Source organism: Butyrivibrio sp. AE3003 (assembly GCF_000686065.1).
GTDB classification, from domain to species: Bacteria; Bacillota; Clostridia; order Lachnospirales; family Lachnospiraceae; genus Butyrivibrio; species Butyrivibrio hungatei_A.
In genome coordinates this window covers 419,842-437,121 of the sequence record NZ_JMLX01000001.1, presented here as the reverse complement: position 1 = coordinate 437,121, position 17,280 = coordinate 419,842, and the positions used below count along the sequence as shown (strand labels likewise).

The following is a 17,280-nucleotide window of genomic DNA, read 5'->3' as shown; positions in this document are numbered from 1 at the left end:
GATATACGGATTGCTCCGCTTCGCTCTCGCAATCCTGCGGAAATCACTCTGTGGGAATAGTACTAAACTCGTTCCTCGTTAAGTACTACTAGCCTCGGAAATCGATATGCTCATTTCATTCGCATATCTTTTTTCCTCATTTCCGTTCGGTCTTCATATACATTCAATGCTTTGTGCAAGCACAGCATTGAATGTACATGAATCCCTATATCGCTAAAACTGATTAAGAAATCTAATATCATTCTCATAGAGAAGGCGCATATCATCGATCTCGTATTTAAGAAGTGCGATTCTCTCAAGTCCTACACCGAATGCAAAACCTGTGTACTCGTTAGGGTCGATTCCGCTCATTTCAAGAACGTGAGGATGTACCATTCCGCATCCGAGGATCTCGATCCAGCCCTCGCCCTTACAGAAACGGCATCCCTTTCCGCCGCACTTAAAGCAGCTTACGTCCATCTCGGCAGAAGGCTCTGTGAACGGGAAGTGATGAGGTCTGAACTTTGTCTTTGTCTCAGGTCCAAAGAGCTGTTTTGCAAACTCTGCAAGAGTTCCCTTAAGATCTGCAAATGTAACGTTCTTGTCGATAACAAGACCTTCAACCTGGTGGAATGAAGGTGAGTGTGTAGCATCAACTTCATCTGCACGGAATACTCTTCCGGGAGCGATCATCTTAATAGGGAGCTTGCCCTTTTCCATCTCATGCACCTGTGTTGAAGATGTCTGAGTTCTAAGGAGAAGGTCTCCGTTAATATAGAAAGTATCCTGCTCGTCCTTTGCGGGATGATCTGCGGGAATGTTAAGAGCTTCGAAGTTGTAATAATCTTTCTCAACTTCAGGTCCTTCAACCACTTCATATCCCATTCCGGTAAAGATTCTCTCTACCTCTTCAAGAGCAATTGTATTTGGATGACAGTGTCCAACTTTGTTCTTCTTTGCGGGAAGTGTTACGTCGATGACTTCAGCTTTGAGCTTGGCATCTCTTGCAGCAGCTTCCATTTTGTTCTTGGTCTCTTCAAGAACTTTCTCAATCGCCTCTCTTGTCTCGTTTACAAGCTGACCAACTTTTGGTCTGTCCTCGGGAGCAACGTCCTTCATGCTCTTTAAGATGCTTGTAAGTTCACCCTTTTTACCAAGGAAGTTGACTCTAATCTCATTTAATTTCTCGAGTCCGTCAGATCCTTTAATCTGCTTCAGGGCTTCTTCACGGATTTTGTCCAGCTGTTCACTAATCATTTTTTTCCTCCTAAAAAATTAAAGTCCCATGTGTCAAAAACACATGGGACGAAATTATCGCGGTACCACCCAAGTTCCCGTCATATATAATTATGTACGGACACTCATTATATCTGTAACGTAGACAACACGGTCCAACCTACAAGCATACTAAACAGATAGCCTTCAGAAGGACTGCTCCGGTGCGAATATTCCGTATATACCCGTAGTAGGAAGCTTACAGCCGATGACTTCCATTCTCTGAACCATGTAGCATAACATCTTGGGCGTAGCCCACACCTTCATAGCATTTATTCTTTATTCAACACCTTATTGTATTTGGCGATGGCGTATTTGTCAAGACTTGCTCATTTTAGCAATAAGTTCCATCTTCTTCTCGCGCCTTAGCTGCTTAATATGCCACTCTCTGCTCATGGCTTCTTCCTTGGTGTCAAACTCCTCGAAATACACGAGTTTAACAGGAAGCCTTGTCTTGGTATACTTGGCGCCCTTTCCGGCGTTATGATCTTTTATTCTCTTATCAAGATCATTTGTCCAACCACAATATAAAGAACCATCGGCGCATTCAACAATATATGTATAATTCATCTATTTTTTCCCAAATAACTTCATCCAAAGAATATCTCAAGCCCTATTCCTATAAGAATAAGTCCACCGATAATCTTCGCATTTCCCGCAAGCTTCGTTCCGAATTTAATTCCGAGCTTAAGCCCCGCGTAGCATACGATCCAGGTAACCGCGCCAATTATCGCAACGCATACAAGAACCATAAGAACACCGTACTGTGAGATTGTAAATCCAACTGAAAGCGCATCAATTGATGTAGCTATGCCCTGGATCATAAGAGTTTTATTGGATAATGTCTTGGAAAAAGAACCGTTTTCTTTATTAAGGCACTCGGTTTCTTTACATGTATCGCAATTTTTGCCGCTGTAGCACTTTCTTTCGCGGCATCCCTCGATCAGCATCTTTCCGCCTATGAACGCAAGTAAAAAGAGTGCCATCCACGGTATAAGCGCATTTAAGCCGTTAAATATATTGGCGGCATTGTGCACCAGAAACCATCCTATAAACGGCATAATAAACTGAAAAATCGCATATACACCGGATATTTCCAGTCTCCTTCTTCTGTTCATTTTGGTGTCGGCAAATCCGTTTGCCAATGACACAGAAAAAGCGTCCATGGCGAGCCCTAGTCCCAACATAACGCTGTTTACAAAAAATAATATTGTATTTGCCATAATTATCTCCAACAGAATAGTATTCCTATATAATATCAAACCTAATTCGTTGTAGCAATAATATAGGCAACGCTCTAGAGATAATGTTTCCTAAAAACAAAAAAAATAGAAGGCAAGCATCCATTAAACTAATGAACACTCGCCCTCATGTCTGGTTTTCCAATGGTCTGTCCTCTCTTTTTAATTTATTTATATTAAATCACTTACTGCAACGGCACCTCGACATCCCTCGGCGTATGTGAAGCCTCGCCACCCTAGCTGTAGATGTCAGCCGTTCCGATAACCATCCGTTCTCCTTTGGTGAAGCTTAAGCCACCTCAGATACTTAGGTTTTATCTCTTAAGTGATTGTAACTATAATATACCATCCCTCTATAGTTTTGTCAATCATCTTTTTATAATTATTTTTATATTCAGACAATTCAAACAATTCCCATGAATTCGCATAAACAATTTACTCCTTAATTAATTTGATACAAAAAGGTTATTATTGTATGATATTAGGGTATTAAACACAGCAAAAAAGGGGATAATATGAGCGAATTTATTATTAGCACATGCTCCACCGCGGATCTTTCGCGTGAGCATTTTGATAAAAGAGACATTAAATATGTTTACTTTCACTTTGAAATAGACGGAAAAGATTATCCGGACGATCTTGGAGATTCCATTCCTTTCAAGAAATTCTATGAAATGATGGCTAATGGCGCCATGACAAGAACTTCTCAGGTAAGTATCGGAGAATATGTTGATTTCTTCGAGCCTTTCCTTAAAGAAGAAAAGGACATTATTCATCTCGCACTCAGCTCGGGAATTTCCGGAACTTTTAATTCCGCTTCTATTGCAAGCGAGCAGTTAAAAGAAAAATATCCGAACCGTAAGATTTATATAATCGATACTTACGCTGCTTCAGCAGGACTTGGTTTATTGGCAGACAAGCTCGCAGACCTTCGTGATGAGGGAAAAAATATCGATGAGCTCTATAACTGGGCTGAAGAACACAAATATGATATTCAGAGCTGGTTCTTTGTTTCAGATCTCAAGTACCTCGTAAGAAACGGACGTGTTTCAAAAACAGCCGGAGCAATCGGAAATGTACTTAATATCTGCCCACTTCTTAATATCGACAGAGAAGGACATCTTGCTGTAAAAGCAAAGGTAAGAGGAAAAAATGCAGTTATGAAAGCTCAGGTAAAGAAAATGTTTGAGCTTTGCGAGAATAGAACAGATTATGACAACAGCTGCTTCATCTCTCACTCAGATTGCTATGATGATGCGAGAGCCGTAGCCGATATGCTCGAAGCTCAGCTTCCAAAGCTCAAGGGCAAGATTAAGATATTCGATATCGGAACAACAATCGGAAGCCACACCGGCCCCGGCACAGTCGCTCTCTTCTTCTGGGGAGACACACGTACTGAGTAAACTCAAAAGCGGAATGTAATGAAATAATACGCAGCAATATGCATTTGTCGCTCGTTGGTATAACACCAAAAATCGCTCCAAATGCATATTGCTGCTTTTTTATTTTGCTATATTCCACCTTTACACTTATTTACTCAGCGTTCATAAATGAATTGTGTACACTAAGCTTTTCTATCTTTATCTTTTCTTTTTTATCTTCAATATCTATTTTTATTCTATCTACTAAGAATAATATTTCTTCTCTAATCTCTTCTCGAAGTCGGGTTTGGGCATGGGGTTGTCGTAGAGGAAGCCCTGAACGATGTGGCAACCGACTTCTTTTAGGAGGGCGACCTGGTCTTCTCTTTCGACGCCTTCGGTTACAACGCCGATTCCAAGTTCATTAGCCATGGCGATTATGTTCTTCAGGACGATCTCATCGTTTTTATTGAGGTTATCGCTGCTTATAAAGGATCTGTCTATCTTTATTACCTTTACAGGGAAATCTCTAAGTGTTGAAAGAGACGAATAGCCTGTTCCGAAATCATCTATGGCAGTGTTTATGCCCGCATCTTTTAGCTTGGACAAAAAGCCCGTCATAAGAGATCTTTCATCTTCACTCACGGTCTCTGTAACTTCAACTTCGATAAACTTCCTGTCAATTCCGCAAGCATCTATCGCTTCAACAATCTCATCTACAATACGCTTATAACTGAGATCACGCCTTGAGAAATTGACCGAAATGGGAACAACAGGTATTCCGCGGCTCTGCCAGTCTTTAATGAATTCACAGGCTTTTTTGAGCACATAAATATCAAGCGAAGCAACCATTCCCTCCTGTTCAAGGATCGGAACAAACTCGGTAGGATACAGTACAATACCGTTGCAGAACCACCTTGATAAAGCCTCCGCTCCGACAATCTCTCCTGTTATCGTATCGACCTTTGGCTGTAAATATATCCTGAATTCATCGCTTGCAAGCGCTTCTTCATATCTGTCTTCTATCTGCTTCTGCCTGTAAATCCGCGTACTCATAGCCTTGTTTACAAACACATACGGCTTACTTGCCACATTTTTGGCATAGTTGAGAGCCATCGCAGACCTTGATAAAAGCTGTCCTGGATCTTTAAGCGAATCATCGACGGCATATACACCACACACTGCCGCAATCTTTATCGGCTCCTCTTTGCCGTTTCTGACACCGTATACATCAACACCCGAAAGGAACTCCAGGAATTCTTTTGTCCTCTCCTTCTTAACGAGCGCAGCATAGTTGTCGCCTCCAAGATGAGCCACTATCTCGTCCTTTTGGAAAAAAGCTTTGAGCTTACGCGCATATCTTTTCATGATCTCATCGCCCTCGGCAATCCCGTAGCGTCTGCTGTAAAGGCCAAAACTCTTTAAATTAAAATAAAAGGAATCATAAAGCATTATATCTCCGCTATCGCAGAGTTTATTAGCGAACACGAAAAATCCTCCCGAATTGGGAAGACCTGTCAGATATTGCTTAAGCGAGCTATCTTTGACAACTGTATTAAGAAGAAATCTCTCCATATGGAAAGAAAGAATATCTATAAGAACCGAAAAACTCTTGTACTCCTCATCATCCCAGTGTTTATCACCATAGAGATAAATGTTATAGGTGACAATCTTTTGCCCAGCCATCTTATTCTGAAAGTAGTATGCCGGTGGCTCACCCTCAGGAACAGGGCCAAAAAGAGGAATAACGGTGTCAGGCTCACCTTCATGATCTGAGCCCTTCGCATAAGAAACTATAGAAACAATAGAACGTAAAGAATATTCCTTGGCCAGATCCGCAATAGCACTTGGCGATATTTCCGGGGTTATGGCTTCTTCCGAAAGTATCTGAACAAAGTTTTCAAAACTCTTTTCAAAATTCATATATACCCGTCCTCATTGGTTTTCTTCAGTTTTGTATAATACAATTTTAATAAAAAATTTATGTTTTTTCAACACAAATAGAGGCATAAAAAAGTGCCTATGGCACTTCAACTCCCCTGCCCCTCACTCATGAGGGGTTGGGGTTGTTTTTTGCCTCAATTCATTCATAATGATTTTTATGAAACGAAACATACTGCAAGATCTGTTCCGAGATCATTATGAAGAAATTCAATATACTCTCCATCCCCGCAAAACGGAAATGGAAAACATCGATAAGATGCTCAATTGTGGCGATCCTGCCTATGGTGGCGCCATGTATGGCTGCCACGATTGTGGTAATCTCAAGTTCATTCCCTTTCGTTGTCATTCAAGATTCTGTCCTACCTGTGGTTCCATGTATTCGCAAAAACGTGCTCTGGCCATGTCTTTCAAACTCATAAACTGCCAGCACCGACACTGCGTTTTTACTATATCAAAAGAATTACGCCATTACTTTCTCGAAGACCGTAATCTTCTCAACTGTCTTTTTGACGCCGCCAGCAGCGTTATTCGTCGGATGTTCTACAAAACCAACAAAAGTCAGAACTTCACTCCCGGTTACATTCTGGTTCTTCACACATTTGGACGTCCATTGGAATGGAATCCTCATATCCACTGCCTTATATCTGAAGGTGGTGTAGGTGACACCGGATTTTGGCGTAAAGTCAATTACTTCAGTTTTCAATACATGCGCCATGCTTTTCAAACCGCTCTTCTTAATCTTATGGAAGCTCTTATTACTGACTCCGCGAAAAAAGCATTGTTCAAAAAAGAAAAAGCTCTCTCATACAAAAATCAAAAAGATGGATTCTATATATATGCAAAACCCACTCTCGCTGACAAGAACAAAGTGGCTAAATATATAGGTCGATACCTTGGGCGCCCTGCAATCGGCCTATCAAGAATTGATTCCTATGATAAAGCGCATGATACTATTACTTTCCACTACAACAGGCATGAGGACGAAGTCCTTGTCACCGAAACACTTCCTGCAATAGACTTCATCAAACGCCTTATCCAGCACATACCTGAAAAAGACTTTAAGATGATACGCTACTACGGCGTGTATGGTCGACATCGAGAATCAGATAAAAAGCTCTACCGTCTTATTCCCCCCACCAAACAGCCATTCTTCAAATCTTTCTTACAATGGCGCTCAAGTATTCTTTCAGCATTTGGCTATGATCCAATCAAATGTTCAAAGTGCAGTAGTACCATGAAATTCCTTGATTTGTACTTTAATCATAAACATATTTCTCTTGAAGACTTATACAAAGAGGCAAAGGGAAAATGCCGTCCCAAAAGCAGAGCTCCATCTTCAAAACCAAACAGTGTTTCCCCATGTTTCTGCACATGATAAAATCATGCAAGGAGGAACAGTTATGGTCGATAAAGAACTAATTGCAAAGCTTAGAGAGAAATACATCCAAAATCCGCCGGAAGGCATGTCGGCGAACGAAATCCGCGAGATGGATGATGAAGACCTTCTCGACATGGATTACTTTATGCATGAAGATGATGAATTTTTTGATGAGGTAGATTGGTAATTATACCAACTTACCTCTACTTTGCGTGGCCCGGTCTTGCCGGGCCTTTTAATTCAAGATTTCGCCGTCAAGGCGAAATTTCCTATTAATGAACAAAGAGTCGCTTGCGACTCTTCGCGCCCGAGCGGTATTGCAAAGCAATAATTTTCATCTCCGCGAGGTGCGCATCCATAGCGGAGCGTTTTTTATAGCATAGGAAAGCAAATTCCTATGCTATAAAAAAAGACTGCACCCTACGGCACAGCCTTTTTATAGCTTAAAATTACTTCTTGTTTACAAGATCCTTAAGAGCCTTACCAGCTTTGAACTTAGGTGCTATAGATGCAGGAATCTTGATAGCTTCGCCAGTCTGAGGATTCTTACCTGTTCTAGCAGCTCTCTTTGTTGTCTCGAATGTTCCGAAACCAACAAGCTGAACCTTTCCTTTTTTCTTGAGCTCCTTAGTAACTGTCTCTGTGAAAGCGTTGAGTGCTGCGGCAGCATCCTTCTTTGAAAGTCCTGCTTCCTTAGCGATTGCATCGATAAGTTCTGTCTTGTTCATGTAATTTCCCTCCAAAAAGAAATTTATTTTACTACATTGCCCATTTTACCACCATTTCAAGCGCATAACAACCAAAAAAAGCGGAAAAATGCGGAAAAATCAAGATTTTTCACAAAAAAAATGCTTAATTTTAGCCGTTTTTATCATAATATATCCTGAAATCCCGGTCTGTATAGATGTCTCGGAATACCGTCAACCATGATAGGGCCTACATCTCCCTGGATCAGGGGTCTTACATATGTAATAAACTCGTTCGTTACATAAGTTCCGTCCTTGCTTATCCATTCTCTGGGTACAAGCCTCTCATCGTTTGCAATCTTATGAACGTCTTTTACCTCAGTTCCTGCCTGGTAGGGATCGTCGGAAAGTCTCTCGATAACCACCATCTTACCGCTGTCGCCTTCATCGGCGGATTTCATTGCGGCGCCACCGACTTCATATGCTTCAAGAATATCTACTCTGGATGCACAATGGCTTGCGGCTCTCTGAAGCGTTGAAAGCTCGATTGCACGTGTCTTGCATCCGCACTCGGTAGAAACAACATTGCAAAGATATCTCGCAGTACCCGTAAGCTGCTTGTGTCCGAATGCGTCAACGTACTCAACGGAGTTGTCGAGATCGCTGACATACTTGCCATCCTTGGTCCTGATACCCTCAGAAACGGCAACAACTATAGACGCTTTGGTCTTCAAAAGAGATTTGATTTTCTTAATGAAGGCATCCATCTCAAAAGGAATCTCAGGCATATAGATGGCGTCGGGGCCGTCACAATCTTCGCCCTTGGCAAGCGCTGTTGCACCTGTAAGCCAGCCTGCGTTTCTTCCCATTACTTCAACAATAATAACCTGTCCGTGACTTGTCTCAAGAGACCAGCTGTCTCTTATTATCTCTTTTACGGATGTTCCGATGTACTTAGCTGCCGATCCGTAACCCGGTGTGTGATCGGTGAGCGCCAAATCGTTGTCGATTGTCTTGGGACATCCGACAAATCTGATATCAGAGCCTGTAATAATGGCATAATCGGATAACTTCTTTATCGTATCCATGGAATCATTTCCGCCGATGTAGATAAAACAATCAATCTCAAGCTTTACAAGAATCTCAAAAATCTTCTCGTATATCTCTTTACTCTCAAAAATCTCCGGAAGCTTGTATCTGCAAGAACCAAGATATGCCGAGGGAGTTCTTTTCAAAAGCTCGATATCGAGCCCGGATTGAATGTGATCCGAAAGATCTACATAACGACCTTCCATGAGACCCTGTACGCCATGGATCATACCGTAAACTTTCTTGTATCCACGGTCCATTGCGGTCCTGTACACACCGGCAAGTGAAGAATTAATTGCCGCGGTAGGTCCACCTGATTGCCCAACAATTACGTTTCTTTTCTTTTTCTGCACCATAACTCCTGTCCCCTTTCGAAAGTATATTTCCATTATATTCGAAAAAGCGATAAGTGTCATCTACAAGCTTCACTATACTCGAAAAAACCTCGCTAAGAGCTCTACTAAAAAAGAGCTTGGTTAACGTTTCCTCGTTCACCAAGCTCTTTCGAGCAATCTAAATAAATGTAACGCGCATAAAGAGCGCATTCCTTATAAGTACAACGCAATATCAGATAAATCTTCCTCTGCGGCTCTTACCCAAACTATATGCAATAGACGCCACAACAACAAAACTGACCACTACGATGGCACACACCGTGTAAAGTCTCTTCTTGTCCTCGTCAAGTCCGTTCCAGAACTTGATAGCTTTATCAAGCTTCTTCTTTCCAAAATCCATAGCGTTTTGTACAAACTCTATCATTACATTACCCCCAAATAGAAACAATTTAAATCATTTATCTACTATATATTGTACCTCTGTGAATGTTTTTCCTCAAGTTTTTTTATCACATAGTCTTTCCAGATAAAATCAATTATCGCTGCGAAAGGAATCGCCAGAACGATTCCGATAACGCCGAACTTCCTTCCTCCGAGGACAATTGCCACAAGTATCATAAGAGGTGATACTCCAAGGCTCTCTCCAAAGAGTCTGGGCTTTAAGATATATCCGTCAACAGTCTGAAGAATGATGGTAAAGACAATGAACCAAAGCGCATACCACGGATTCTCCAAAACAAGGATAAACGCACCTATCGCTCCTCCGACTATAGGTCCGAATGTCGGTGCAAGATTGGTCACTCCGACAATAACGGAGATCAGCACAGAATACGGCTGTCCCGCTATAAGCATATAGATAAGGTTTACAAAGCCGACTATAATTCCGTCTATAATATCGAAACTGATATATCTGATAAGGATTGTATTACATCTGTCCGTGACATCACAGGTTCTTTTATATGTCTTTTCATTCATTGCAAGGCTTAAGAACTTTGAAAATCCCCTGATAAGTCTTCTGTTATCCAAAAGAAAGTATATTGCGAAAATAAATGCAAGAACCAGATCAAACATTCCTCTTCCCGCATTAAGGGATCCGTTCACAAAACTCACCATATTCTCAGAGAAATACTCGCCGATAATACCGAGGATATTTTTCTCAAAGCTCTCCAAAGCCGTAAGATCTATACCAATAAGCTGCACTATTTTATTATTCTCAAGATCTTTCAAGAAATTATTTGAAGGATCGACATATTCTCCGATACTGGAAATTAACTTCGATACACTGTCGATAAGCTGCGGAACAAGTGCCACAAACAAAAGCACTACCGCAAGAACAATAAAAAATATGGTAAAAGCAACAGAAAGTTTCCATCTCCTGCTCTCTTTTTTTATTTTCTTAAACAGGCCTCTTTCAAACATGAGCGCCACAGGATTAAATATATATGCTATTACTATGCCCAGGATTACAGGTCTGAGGAAACTGAAAAAAGAATTTATCCCTTTGACTATGGAAGGGAAATTGGACAATATCATGTACAAGACAACAGCTGAACACGTAGCAATCGTGTAAGAAACCCACTTCTTTTTAACCCACTTGTTATCTAACTTCATTTCATTCTCCCATCAAATAAAGTTCTGTTAAACGTCATGGAAAAAGCAGTCATAGCTGATATGACTGCTTTTATTCCCAATTTAGTCCCAAAATGCCGGTTCCTGTTATTTGACTCCTAGCTGACGCCAGGTGGGTTACCGCAACTGCTATGCCTGTCTTCCTCTCCCGTAGCTGGTCTGCGCATGCGCAGGGCCGAAGGCGTGACATTTATAACAGTGATGTAGGAGTCCCGTTTAAAGTAATGTAGGTTCAAATTACACAGGAATTGTCGGACATCCCAGGAGAACTACCTACGTAGTTCTTTGTAGTTCTAATATAATTATATCCATACATGCGCATTTTTCAAGGGTTTACGCGTGATTTAAGAGTAATTTCACAGATACCTAATATTTATAAAACGTGAATTTACCGTATAAAAATACGATGCCAAAAAATTCCCCGTCAATACGTCAGATTTCCCTTGTAGCTTCCTTAAGCCAATTCTTAATCTTCTCATCCCCGATAAGCGGTGAAACCCTGTCGTACACTGCTTTATGGTACTTATTGAGAAGCAGGACCGCATCAGGTTTCATGTACTTCTTATCGATTGCTTCAAGATCGATAGGCACATATGTAAGGTGGTCGAATCCGTAGAATTTACCATACTCGGTTTCAGAACGGTTTACAACTTCAACAATGTTCTCTATACGGATTCCGTGGCTTCCCTCGATATAAACTCCGGGTTCATCAGATACTATCATTCCGGGCTTAAGCTCTGCTTTGTTAGCGCCCTCCGAGCTCCTCCATCTGATATTGTGAGGGCCTTCATGCACATTAAGCATATATCCAATGCCGTGTCCCGTTCCGTGGTTATAATCAATTCCGATATCCCAAAGTGCCCTTCTCGCATATATATCAACGTTTCTTCCCGTGCATCCGTCCTTAAATATTGCATTTGCAAGTTCAAGCATACCGGATACAGTCGCTGTGTAGTGCTTCTTTATCTCATCGGAAATCTCTCCGACTACGATAGTTCTCGTAACATCGGTTGTTCCACCCATGTATGTTCCGCCCGAATCAACAAGAAGCATTCCCTGTGCCTTTACTTCAGCAGCGTTATCTTCAGTAGCCTCATAGTGTGCCATTGCAGCATTTGCATTATATGCACTGATAGTAGGGAAAGAAAGCTCAATAAATCCCGGAAGCTCCGCTCTCATACCGTCAAGCTTCATCGCAGCGGAGTACTCAGTCATATGGATCTTTCCTACATTTTCTTTTACCCAGTAGATAAACTCTGTGAGCTTAGCACTGTCTCTTAAATAAACCTCACGGATATTCTTAAGCTCAGTCTCGTTCTTTATAGCTTTCATTATCTCTGTGGGATTTTCCCTGTCTTCAATGACATATCCCGCTTCACCCGCCTTATCAGCAATAAGCCTATATGTAAGATAATTGGTATTTCTCTTATCGATAAGGATATTTCCTGTAAGAACAAGCTCTGACATGTACTCTGCATATTCAGCATAATCTTTAAGAACAATATCGTTACTCTCGCAATATGCGCGAACCTCATCCGTAACTTCATCTTTCTGCACAAAAAGAATAAACATATCGCTTGTTATCATTGCATAAGAAAGCGCTACAGGATTGCATTCAACGTCATTTCCGCGAAGATTTGTAAGCCACATAATATCATCAAGCTTTGACAAAAGATGCATCGATGTTCCGTACTCTTTCATCTTTGCTCTGACATCCGCAAGCTTTTGCTTAAAAGACTTACCACAAAGTTCATCGGATAAAACATACATGTCATGGCATGGAAGCGCCGGTCTGTCTGTCCAGACTTCTTCCGCAAGATCCTTACCAATCTTTAAATCCGCATTTTTAAGCTTAAACATAGACTCAAGCACTTCACCGTCTTCAGCCGGAACAACTCTTCCGTCAAAGCCAAGTGCCTCACCTTTTTTTACATTATCGGAAAGATATTTCTCGATAGTGGGAACGCCTTCCTCTCCCATCTTGTAAAGAGTAACTCCCGTTCCCGCAAGCTGGTTCTCAGCCTGTATAAAGTATCTTCCGTCAGTCCAGAGTCCTGCCTCGTTGTCACTTACGACAAGTGTTCCGTTCGATCCGTCAAAGCCGCAAAAATACTCTCTTGTCTTGAAAAAATCTGCCGCATACTCTGAATTATGAAAATCTGAAGTAGGAATCATATAATAGTCGATCCCATTCTCTTTCATAGCTTTTCTGAGCTGCGCCAGTCTGTTTTTAATTGTTTTGTTTTCTGTTCCCATATTGATTTCTTCCTCTAAAATATTACTACTCACAATCCATGGTACACCAAATGCACCGGAACTGTGAGTAGTAGTTGAATTTTTTTCTCAAATATTAAAGCCCGTACTTCTTAACTACAAGAGGAACAACCTTAGATGATCCGATTCTGCTGCATCCTGCCTCAGCATATGCCACAGCATCTTCTATCGTGCGGATTCCGCCTGCTGCCTTGATCTTAACATCAGGGCCGATGTTCTTCTTAAAGAGCTCGATATCCTCAAGAGTTGCACCTGCGCTGCCAAATCCTGTTGAAGTCTTGATGTAATCAGCCTTTACCTCGGTAACGATCTTGCAAAGCTCTTTTTTCTCATCTTCTGTAAGATAACAGGTCTCGATGATAACTTTAAGGAGCTTATATCCGCAAGCCTTTCTGATCTCTTCAAGTTCTTTCTTTACTTCATCATATCTGTGATTCTTTACATCACTAACGTTAACAACGGTATCGATTTCCTCTGCTCCGTCCTTGATCGCTTCTTTTGCCTCTACAACCTTAGCCGCTGTGCAGCTGTAGCCGAGAGGGAATCCGATAACAGTGCAGAGTTTGAGGTTATCGCCGTACTTATCATGCGTTCTTTTTAAATATGTTGGCGGTATGCAGACCGTCGCTGTTTTATACTTTACTGCCTCGTCACAAAGACTTACGATGTCTTCCCATGTTGCATCTGCCTGAAGCTGAGTGTGGTCAATAAGTTTTATTATTTCTTTCTCGTCCATATTGAACCCCTTTCTTAATCCCTGTCCTTCATATCCATATAACCCTTCCTGGGCTCGATTGCCATATATGCAGGACGTATGATTTTGCCGTTATTGGCAAGTTCTTCCATTCGGTGAGCACTCCATCCGACGATTCTCGCCATAGCAAAAATTGTAGGATAAAGCTCCTCAGGAAGCCCAAGCATACGATACACAAATCCTGAATAGAAGTCAACATTCGCACTTACACCTTTATACATAGTGCGCTGTCCGCTGATAATCTGCGGCGCAAGCTTCTCAACAAGCTCATACAATTTGAGCTCATCCTCACGGCCTTTTTCTATCGCAAGCTTCTCAACAAAGCCCTTTAATACCATAGCTCTCGGGTCTGACTTGGAATAAATGGCATGTCCGATACCGTAAATAAGTCCGGCCTTATCAAAAGCCTCCTTATTAAGGATCTTCTTAAGGTATGCGGCAACCTCTTCCTCGTCTTCCCAGTTCTTTACATTGGCTTCAATATCATCAAACATGTGCACAACCTTGATGTTGGCACCACCGTGTCTGGGTCCCTTAAGCGAGCCAATGGCAGCTGCTATAACCGAATATGTATCGGTCATACTTGAGCTAACTACGTGTGTTGTAAAAGATGAATTGTTACCGCCGCCGTGTTCCATATGAAGCACAAGGCAAATATCAAGCAATTTTGCCTCGAGCTCTGTATACTTACAATCAGGTCTTAATAAGTATAAGATTGTCTCCGCTGTAGACAGTTCCTCAAGAGGAGGATGAATAAAGAGTGTGTTCCCCTCGTGATAATGATTGTAAGCCTGATACCCGTATATTGATAAAAGCGGGAACAAACTTATAAGCTGAAGGCTCTGCCTCAGTACATTCGGAAGCGATGTATCATCCGCAAGATCATCGTAAGAATAAAGTGTAAGGACACTTCTTGCAAGTGTATTCATCATATCCCTGCTCGGCGCCTTCATGATTATATCTCTTACAAAGCTTGTGGGAAGACTTCTGTAAAATCCAAGAAGTCTGTTAAAGTCATCAAGTTCCGGTTTAGTCGGAAGTTTATCAAAAAGAAGCAGGTAAGCACATTCCTCAAAAGCAAATCTGTTGTCATCCGATGCTGCCTTTATGAGTTGTTTTACATCATATCCTCTAAAGTACAGTTCACCGTCCTTGGGAATGCTCTGTCCGTCTCTTTCTTCCTTTGCAACAATTTCTGAAATACGTGTAAGGCCTGTAAGTACGCCTTTTCCGTTTAAATCTCTAAGTCCTCTTTTTACGTCATACTTGACAAAAAGCTCATTTTCTATCTGATCAGCAGCTTCTGACAGTTTGGCAAGCTCAACTATCTCAGGTGTGTTTTCAGAGTAAATATTCTTTCCGTTTTCCATCCGCACCTCCGTTTAAGCATTTTTATATAAAATGTTTGAATCAAAGACCGAGGAATTCTTTTACGGCACCTTCCATCTCAGTCTTATCCACAACTTTCTTGTGTCTTATCTCAGCGGTTCTGATTGAAGATACCGCCTCGGGGATCTTAACTTTTGAAACCTCGGAAAGTTCGTCTGCAAGTTCGAAATCTCCCTTGGAATCATCCCCTTTGCCAAGAGCGTTCATTACGCTTCTTGTGAATTTGAAGGGACTTGCGGTTGATGCTATTACTGTAGGTGTCTTATCGCCCGTCTCTTCTATATATTTGCTGTATACCGCACTGGCTACAGCTGTATGTGTATCCATAAGATAACCTGTCTTGTCGAATATCTTTCTGATAGTGTCAAAAGTCTCCTGCTCTGACGCATATCCGCCAAAGAAATCAACAAGCTTTGATCTCATATCATCTGTTATCTCATATTTTCCGTCCTTAGAGAGCTTGCCCATGTACTCAGCATCAGCTGCGGCATTATCGCCGGAGATATGATAAATGAGTCTCTCAAGGTTTGAAGAAATAAGAATATCCATTGAAGGTGAAGCTGTAAGTACAAATTCACGATTTCTGTCATATTCTCCCGTCTTAAAAAAGTCGAAAAGCACCTTGTTAGAATTTGATGCACAGATAAGCTTTCCGATGGGCACACCCATGTTCTTAGCGTAGTATGCGGCAAGAATATTACCGAAATTACCTGTCGGAACAACTACGTTAATGGGATCGCCGTCTGCAATTCTTCCCTCTTTCAAAAGCTTTGCGTAAGAGTATACGTAATATACGATCTGGGGAACCAAACGTCCAATATTGATGGAGTTTGCAGATGAGAACTGGAATCCCTTCTCATCCATTTCTTTTGCAAGCTTTTCGTCTGTAAAGAGCTTCTTTACTCCTGTCTGAGCATCGTCGAAGTTTCCTTCGATACCGATAACACATGTGTTGTCACCCTTCTGTGTTACCATCTGCTGTTCCTGAATGGGGCTGACGCCGTGCTTGGGATAAAAAACTATGATCCTTGTGCCCGGAACATCTGCAAATCCTGCAAGAGCAGCCTTTCCCGTATCTCCGCTCGTAGCTGTAAGAATAACGATCTCGTTCTTTGCATTATTCTTCTTTGCAGCCGTTGTCATGAGATATGGGAGAATTGAAAGTGCCATATCCTTAAAAGCAATAGTTGCGCCGTGGTACAGTTCAAGATAAAAAGCACCGTCTGCCTCTGAAATCGGAGCTATCTCTTTTGTGTCGAACTTTGAATCATATGCATGTGAAATGCAGTATTTAAGCTCTTCCTCTGTATAATCGGTAAGAAGAAGTCTCATTACCTCATATGCAGTACCCTGGTAATCGAGCTGCGCGATCTCTCTTAAAGTCTTTTCAAGATGCGGTATATGATCAGGGACATACAAACCTCCGTCCGGTGCAAGTCCTCTGAGAATTGCTTCTGAAGCCTTAATATTACCCTGTGCTCCTCTGGTGCTACTGTACAAAACTTCCTTTGCCATTGCTTTTACTCCTCTTTTGTTGATACAATATTTAAAAATAAATGATTTAAGGACAAAAAAACAGAGCCCTTAAGTTAAAATTATAACATACAAACCGGGGGATTGTGTGAAAAAAAATAATTCAATAGGTGTTTACGAGACAACTTTAAAAGACGGAACCCCATCCTTCAGGGCTTCCATAACATATTGCGGAAAACACATCGCACTTGGCTCTTTCCCAAGCAGGAAGGACGCTTCCAAAGTTTACAGAGAGGCAAAAAGAGTGTTAAATCGTTTATCTATAGATATTGATTCGTACACTTCATCAATGACGCTTCCCTTCGAAAAATTTGTTTCGCTAATAAATTACCGCGATAAAGGGATGTATATCGCCAATCCGATCTATTTGGAAAAAAAAATATTTCACTTATTACCTTTCAAAAGATGAAAAA

At 41.4% G+C, this 17,280-nt stretch carries 16 protein-coding genes and 1 other RNA gene; 4 read left to right on the top strand and 13 right to left on the bottom strand.

The window, feature by feature from the left end; all coding sequences use genetic code 11:
* Positions 1-213: 213 nt before the first annotated feature.
* From pheS to CD00_RS0102175, 3 genes are all read right to left on the bottom strand, one after another.
* Positions 214-1,236, bottom strand: coding sequence for a phenylalanine--tRNA ligase subunit alpha (pheS, locus tag CD00_RS0102185; RefSeq protein WP_330365496.1), 1,023 nt, complete (start codon positions 1,234-1,236; stop codon positions 214-216).
* A gap of 336 nt (positions 1,237-1,572) precedes the next feature.
* A complete protein-coding gene (locus CD00_RS0102180; RefSeq protein ID WP_026654409.1) occupies positions 1,573-1,824 on the bottom strand; it encodes a GIY-YIG nuclease family protein in 252 nt (83 codons plus the stop codon).
* Positions 1,825-1,844: 20 nt separating this feature from the next.
* Complete coding sequence (locus CD00_RS0102175) at positions 1,845-2,477, bottom strand: manganese efflux pump MntP (protein ID WP_026654408.1); 633 nt, start codon at positions 2,475-2,477, stop codon at positions 1,845-1,847.
* A 533-nt stretch (positions 2,478-3,010) separates the two neighbouring features.
* On the opposite strand from CD00_RS0102175, the gene CD00_RS0102170 reads away from it, so the two are divergent.
* Positions 3,011-3,898, top strand: a complete 888-nt coding sequence (locus CD00_RS0102170; protein WP_026654407.1) for a DegV family protein — start codon at positions 3,011-3,013, stop codon at positions 3,896-3,898.
* 222 nt (positions 3,899-4,120) lie between these two features.
* On the opposite strand, the gene CD00_RS0102165 is transcribed toward CD00_RS0102170, so the two are convergent.
* Positions 4,121-5,779 (bottom strand): putative bifunctional diguanylate cyclase/phosphodiesterase, encoded by a 1,659-nt coding sequence (locus CD00_RS0102165; RefSeq protein WP_026654405.1) that lies wholly within the window; start codon positions 5,777-5,779, stop codon positions 4,121-4,123.
* A gap of 178 nt (positions 5,780-5,957) precedes the next feature.
* On the opposite strand from CD00_RS0102165, the gene CD00_RS16865 reads away from it, so the two are divergent.
* Together CD00_RS16865 and CD00_RS20045 are read left to right on the top strand one after the other, a co-directional pair.
* Positions 5,958-7,175 (top strand): IS91 family transposase, encoded by a 1,218-nt coding sequence (locus CD00_RS16865; RefSeq protein ID WP_051594271.1) that lies wholly within the window; start codon positions 5,958-5,960, stop codon positions 7,173-7,175.
* A 25-nt stretch (positions 7,176-7,200) separates the two neighbouring features.
* Complete coding sequence (locus tag CD00_RS20045; protein WP_176756632.1) at positions 7,201-7,365, top strand: hypothetical protein; 165 nt, start codon at positions 7,201-7,203, stop codon at positions 7,363-7,365.
* A gap of 262 nt (positions 7,366-7,627) precedes the next feature.
* On the opposite strand, the gene CD00_RS0102150 is transcribed toward CD00_RS20045, so the two are convergent.
* The 9 genes from CD00_RS0102150 to thrC all read right to left on the bottom strand — a co-directional run bounded on the left by CD00_RS0102150 (position 7,628) and on the right by thrC (position 16,849).
* Positions 7,628-7,906: an HU family DNA-binding protein gene (locus CD00_RS0102150; protein ID WP_026513150.1), complete on the bottom strand. Its 279-nt coding sequence runs from the start codon at positions 7,904-7,906 to the stop codon at positions 7,628-7,630.
* Between the two features lie 143 nt (positions 7,907-8,049).
* The gene (locus CD00_RS0102145; RefSeq protein WP_026654404.1) at positions 8,050-9,309 is read right to left on the bottom strand and encodes a 6-phosphofructokinase; all 1,260 of its coding nucleotides are present in this window, start codon (positions 9,307-9,309) and stop codon (positions 8,050-8,052) included.
* A 211-nt stretch (positions 9,310-9,520) separates the two neighbouring features.
* Positions 9,521-9,712 (bottom strand): hypothetical protein, encoded by a 192-nt coding sequence (locus CD00_RS0102140; protein ID WP_026654403.1) that lies wholly within the window; start codon positions 9,710-9,712, stop codon positions 9,521-9,523.
* Positions 9,713-9,753: 41 nt separating this feature from the next.
* Positions 9,754-10,899 (bottom strand): AI-2E family transporter, encoded by a 1,146-nt coding sequence (locus CD00_RS0102135; protein ID WP_026654402.1) that lies wholly within the window; start codon positions 10,897-10,899, stop codon positions 9,754-9,756.
* An 80-nt stretch (positions 10,900-10,979) separates the two neighbouring features.
* A non-coding RNA gene (gene ssrS / locus CD00_RS19705) (6S RNA) lies at positions 10,980-11,187 on the bottom strand.
* Positions 11,188-11,349: 162 nt separating this feature from the next.
* On the bottom strand, positions 11,350-13,173 hold the full coding sequence (locus CD00_RS0102130; protein ID WP_026654401.1) for an aminopeptidase P family protein: 1,824 nt from the start codon (positions 13,171-13,173) through the stop codon (positions 11,350-11,352).
* A gap of 94 nt (positions 13,174-13,267) precedes the next feature.
* A complete protein-coding gene (deoC, locus tag CD00_RS0102125) occupies positions 13,268-13,927 on the bottom strand; it encodes a deoxyribose-phosphate aldolase (protein ID WP_026654400.1) in 660 nt (219 codons plus the stop codon).
* A gap of 14 nt (positions 13,928-13,941) precedes the next feature.
* A complete protein-coding gene (locus CD00_RS0102120) occupies positions 13,942-15,315 on the bottom strand; it encodes a citrate/2-methylcitrate synthase (RefSeq protein WP_026654399.1) in 1,374 nt (457 codons plus the stop codon).
* 40 nt (positions 15,316-15,355) lie between these two features.
* Positions 15,356-16,849 (bottom strand): threonine synthase, encoded by a 1,494-nt coding sequence (gene thrC / locus CD00_RS0102115; RefSeq protein ID WP_026654397.1) that lies wholly within the window; start codon positions 16,847-16,849, stop codon positions 15,356-15,358.
* A gap of 106 nt (positions 16,850-16,955) precedes the next feature.
* Between thrC and CD00_RS21000 the strand changes: the two genes are divergently transcribed.
* Positions 16,956-17,276, top strand: a complete 321-nt coding sequence (locus tag CD00_RS21000) for a hypothetical protein (RefSeq protein WP_330370277.1) — start codon at positions 16,956-16,958, stop codon at positions 17,274-17,276.
* Positions 17,277-17,280 lie beyond the last annotated feature (4 nt).

What these genes read in the sequence shown, in the direction of transcription:
- pheS (WP_330365496.1), bottom strand. Translation starts at nt 1,236, where the DNA reads ATGATTAGTGAACAGCTGGACAAAATCCGTGAAGAAGCCCTGAAGCAG.
- CD00_RS0102180 (WP_026654409.1), bottom strand. Translation starts at nt 1,824, where the DNA reads ATGAATTATACATATATTGTTGAATGCGCCGATGGTTCTTTATATTGT.
- CD00_RS0102175 (WP_026654408.1), bottom strand. Translation starts at nt 2,477, where the DNA reads ATGGCAAATACAATATTATTTTTTGTAAACAGCGTTATGTTGGGACTA.
- CD00_RS0102170 (WP_026654407.1), top strand. Translation starts at nt 3,011, where the DNA reads ATGAGCGAATTTATTATTAGCACATGCTCCACCGCGGATCTTTCGCGT.
- CD00_RS0102165 (WP_026654405.1), bottom strand. Translation starts at nt 5,779, where the DNA reads ATGAATTTTGAAAAGAGTTTTGAAAACTTTGTTCAGATACTTTCGGAA.
- CD00_RS16865 (WP_051594271.1), top strand. Translation starts at nt 5,958, where the DNA reads ATGAAACGAAACATACTGCAAGATCTGTTCCGAGATCATTATGAAGAA.
- CD00_RS20045 (WP_176756632.1), top strand. Translation starts at nt 7,201, where the DNA reads ATGGTCGATAAAGAACTAATTGCAAAGCTTAGAGAGAAATACATCCAA.
- CD00_RS0102150 (WP_026513150.1), bottom strand. Translation starts at nt 7,906, where the DNA reads ATGAACAAGACAGAACTTATCGATGCAATCGCTAAGGAAGCAGGACTT.
- CD00_RS0102145 (WP_026654404.1), bottom strand. Translation starts at nt 9,309, where the DNA reads ATGGTGCAGAAAAAGAAAAGAAACGTAATTGTTGGGCAATCAGGTGGA.
- CD00_RS0102140 (WP_026654403.1), bottom strand. Translation starts at nt 9,712, where the DNA reads ATGATAGAGTTTGTACAAAACGCTATGGATTTTGGAAAGAAGAAGCTT.
- CD00_RS0102135 (WP_026654402.1), bottom strand. Translation starts at nt 10,899, where the DNA reads ATGAAGTTAGATAACAAGTGGGTTAAAAAGAAGTGGGTTTCTTACACG.
- CD00_RS0102130 (WP_026654401.1), bottom strand. Translation starts at nt 13,173, where the DNA reads ATGGGAACAGAAAACAAAACAATTAAAAACAGACTGGCGCAGCTCAGA.
- deoC (WP_026654400.1), bottom strand. Translation starts at nt 13,927, where the DNA reads ATGGACGAGAAAGAAATAATAAAACTTATTGACCACACTCAGCTTCAG.
- CD00_RS0102120 (WP_026654399.1), bottom strand. Translation starts at nt 15,315, where the DNA reads ATGGAAAACGGAAAGAATATTTACTCTGAAAACACACCTGAGATAGTT.
- thrC (WP_026654397.1), bottom strand. Translation starts at nt 16,849, where the DNA reads ATGGCAAAGGAAGTTTTGTACAGTAGCACCAGAGGAGCACAGGGTAAT.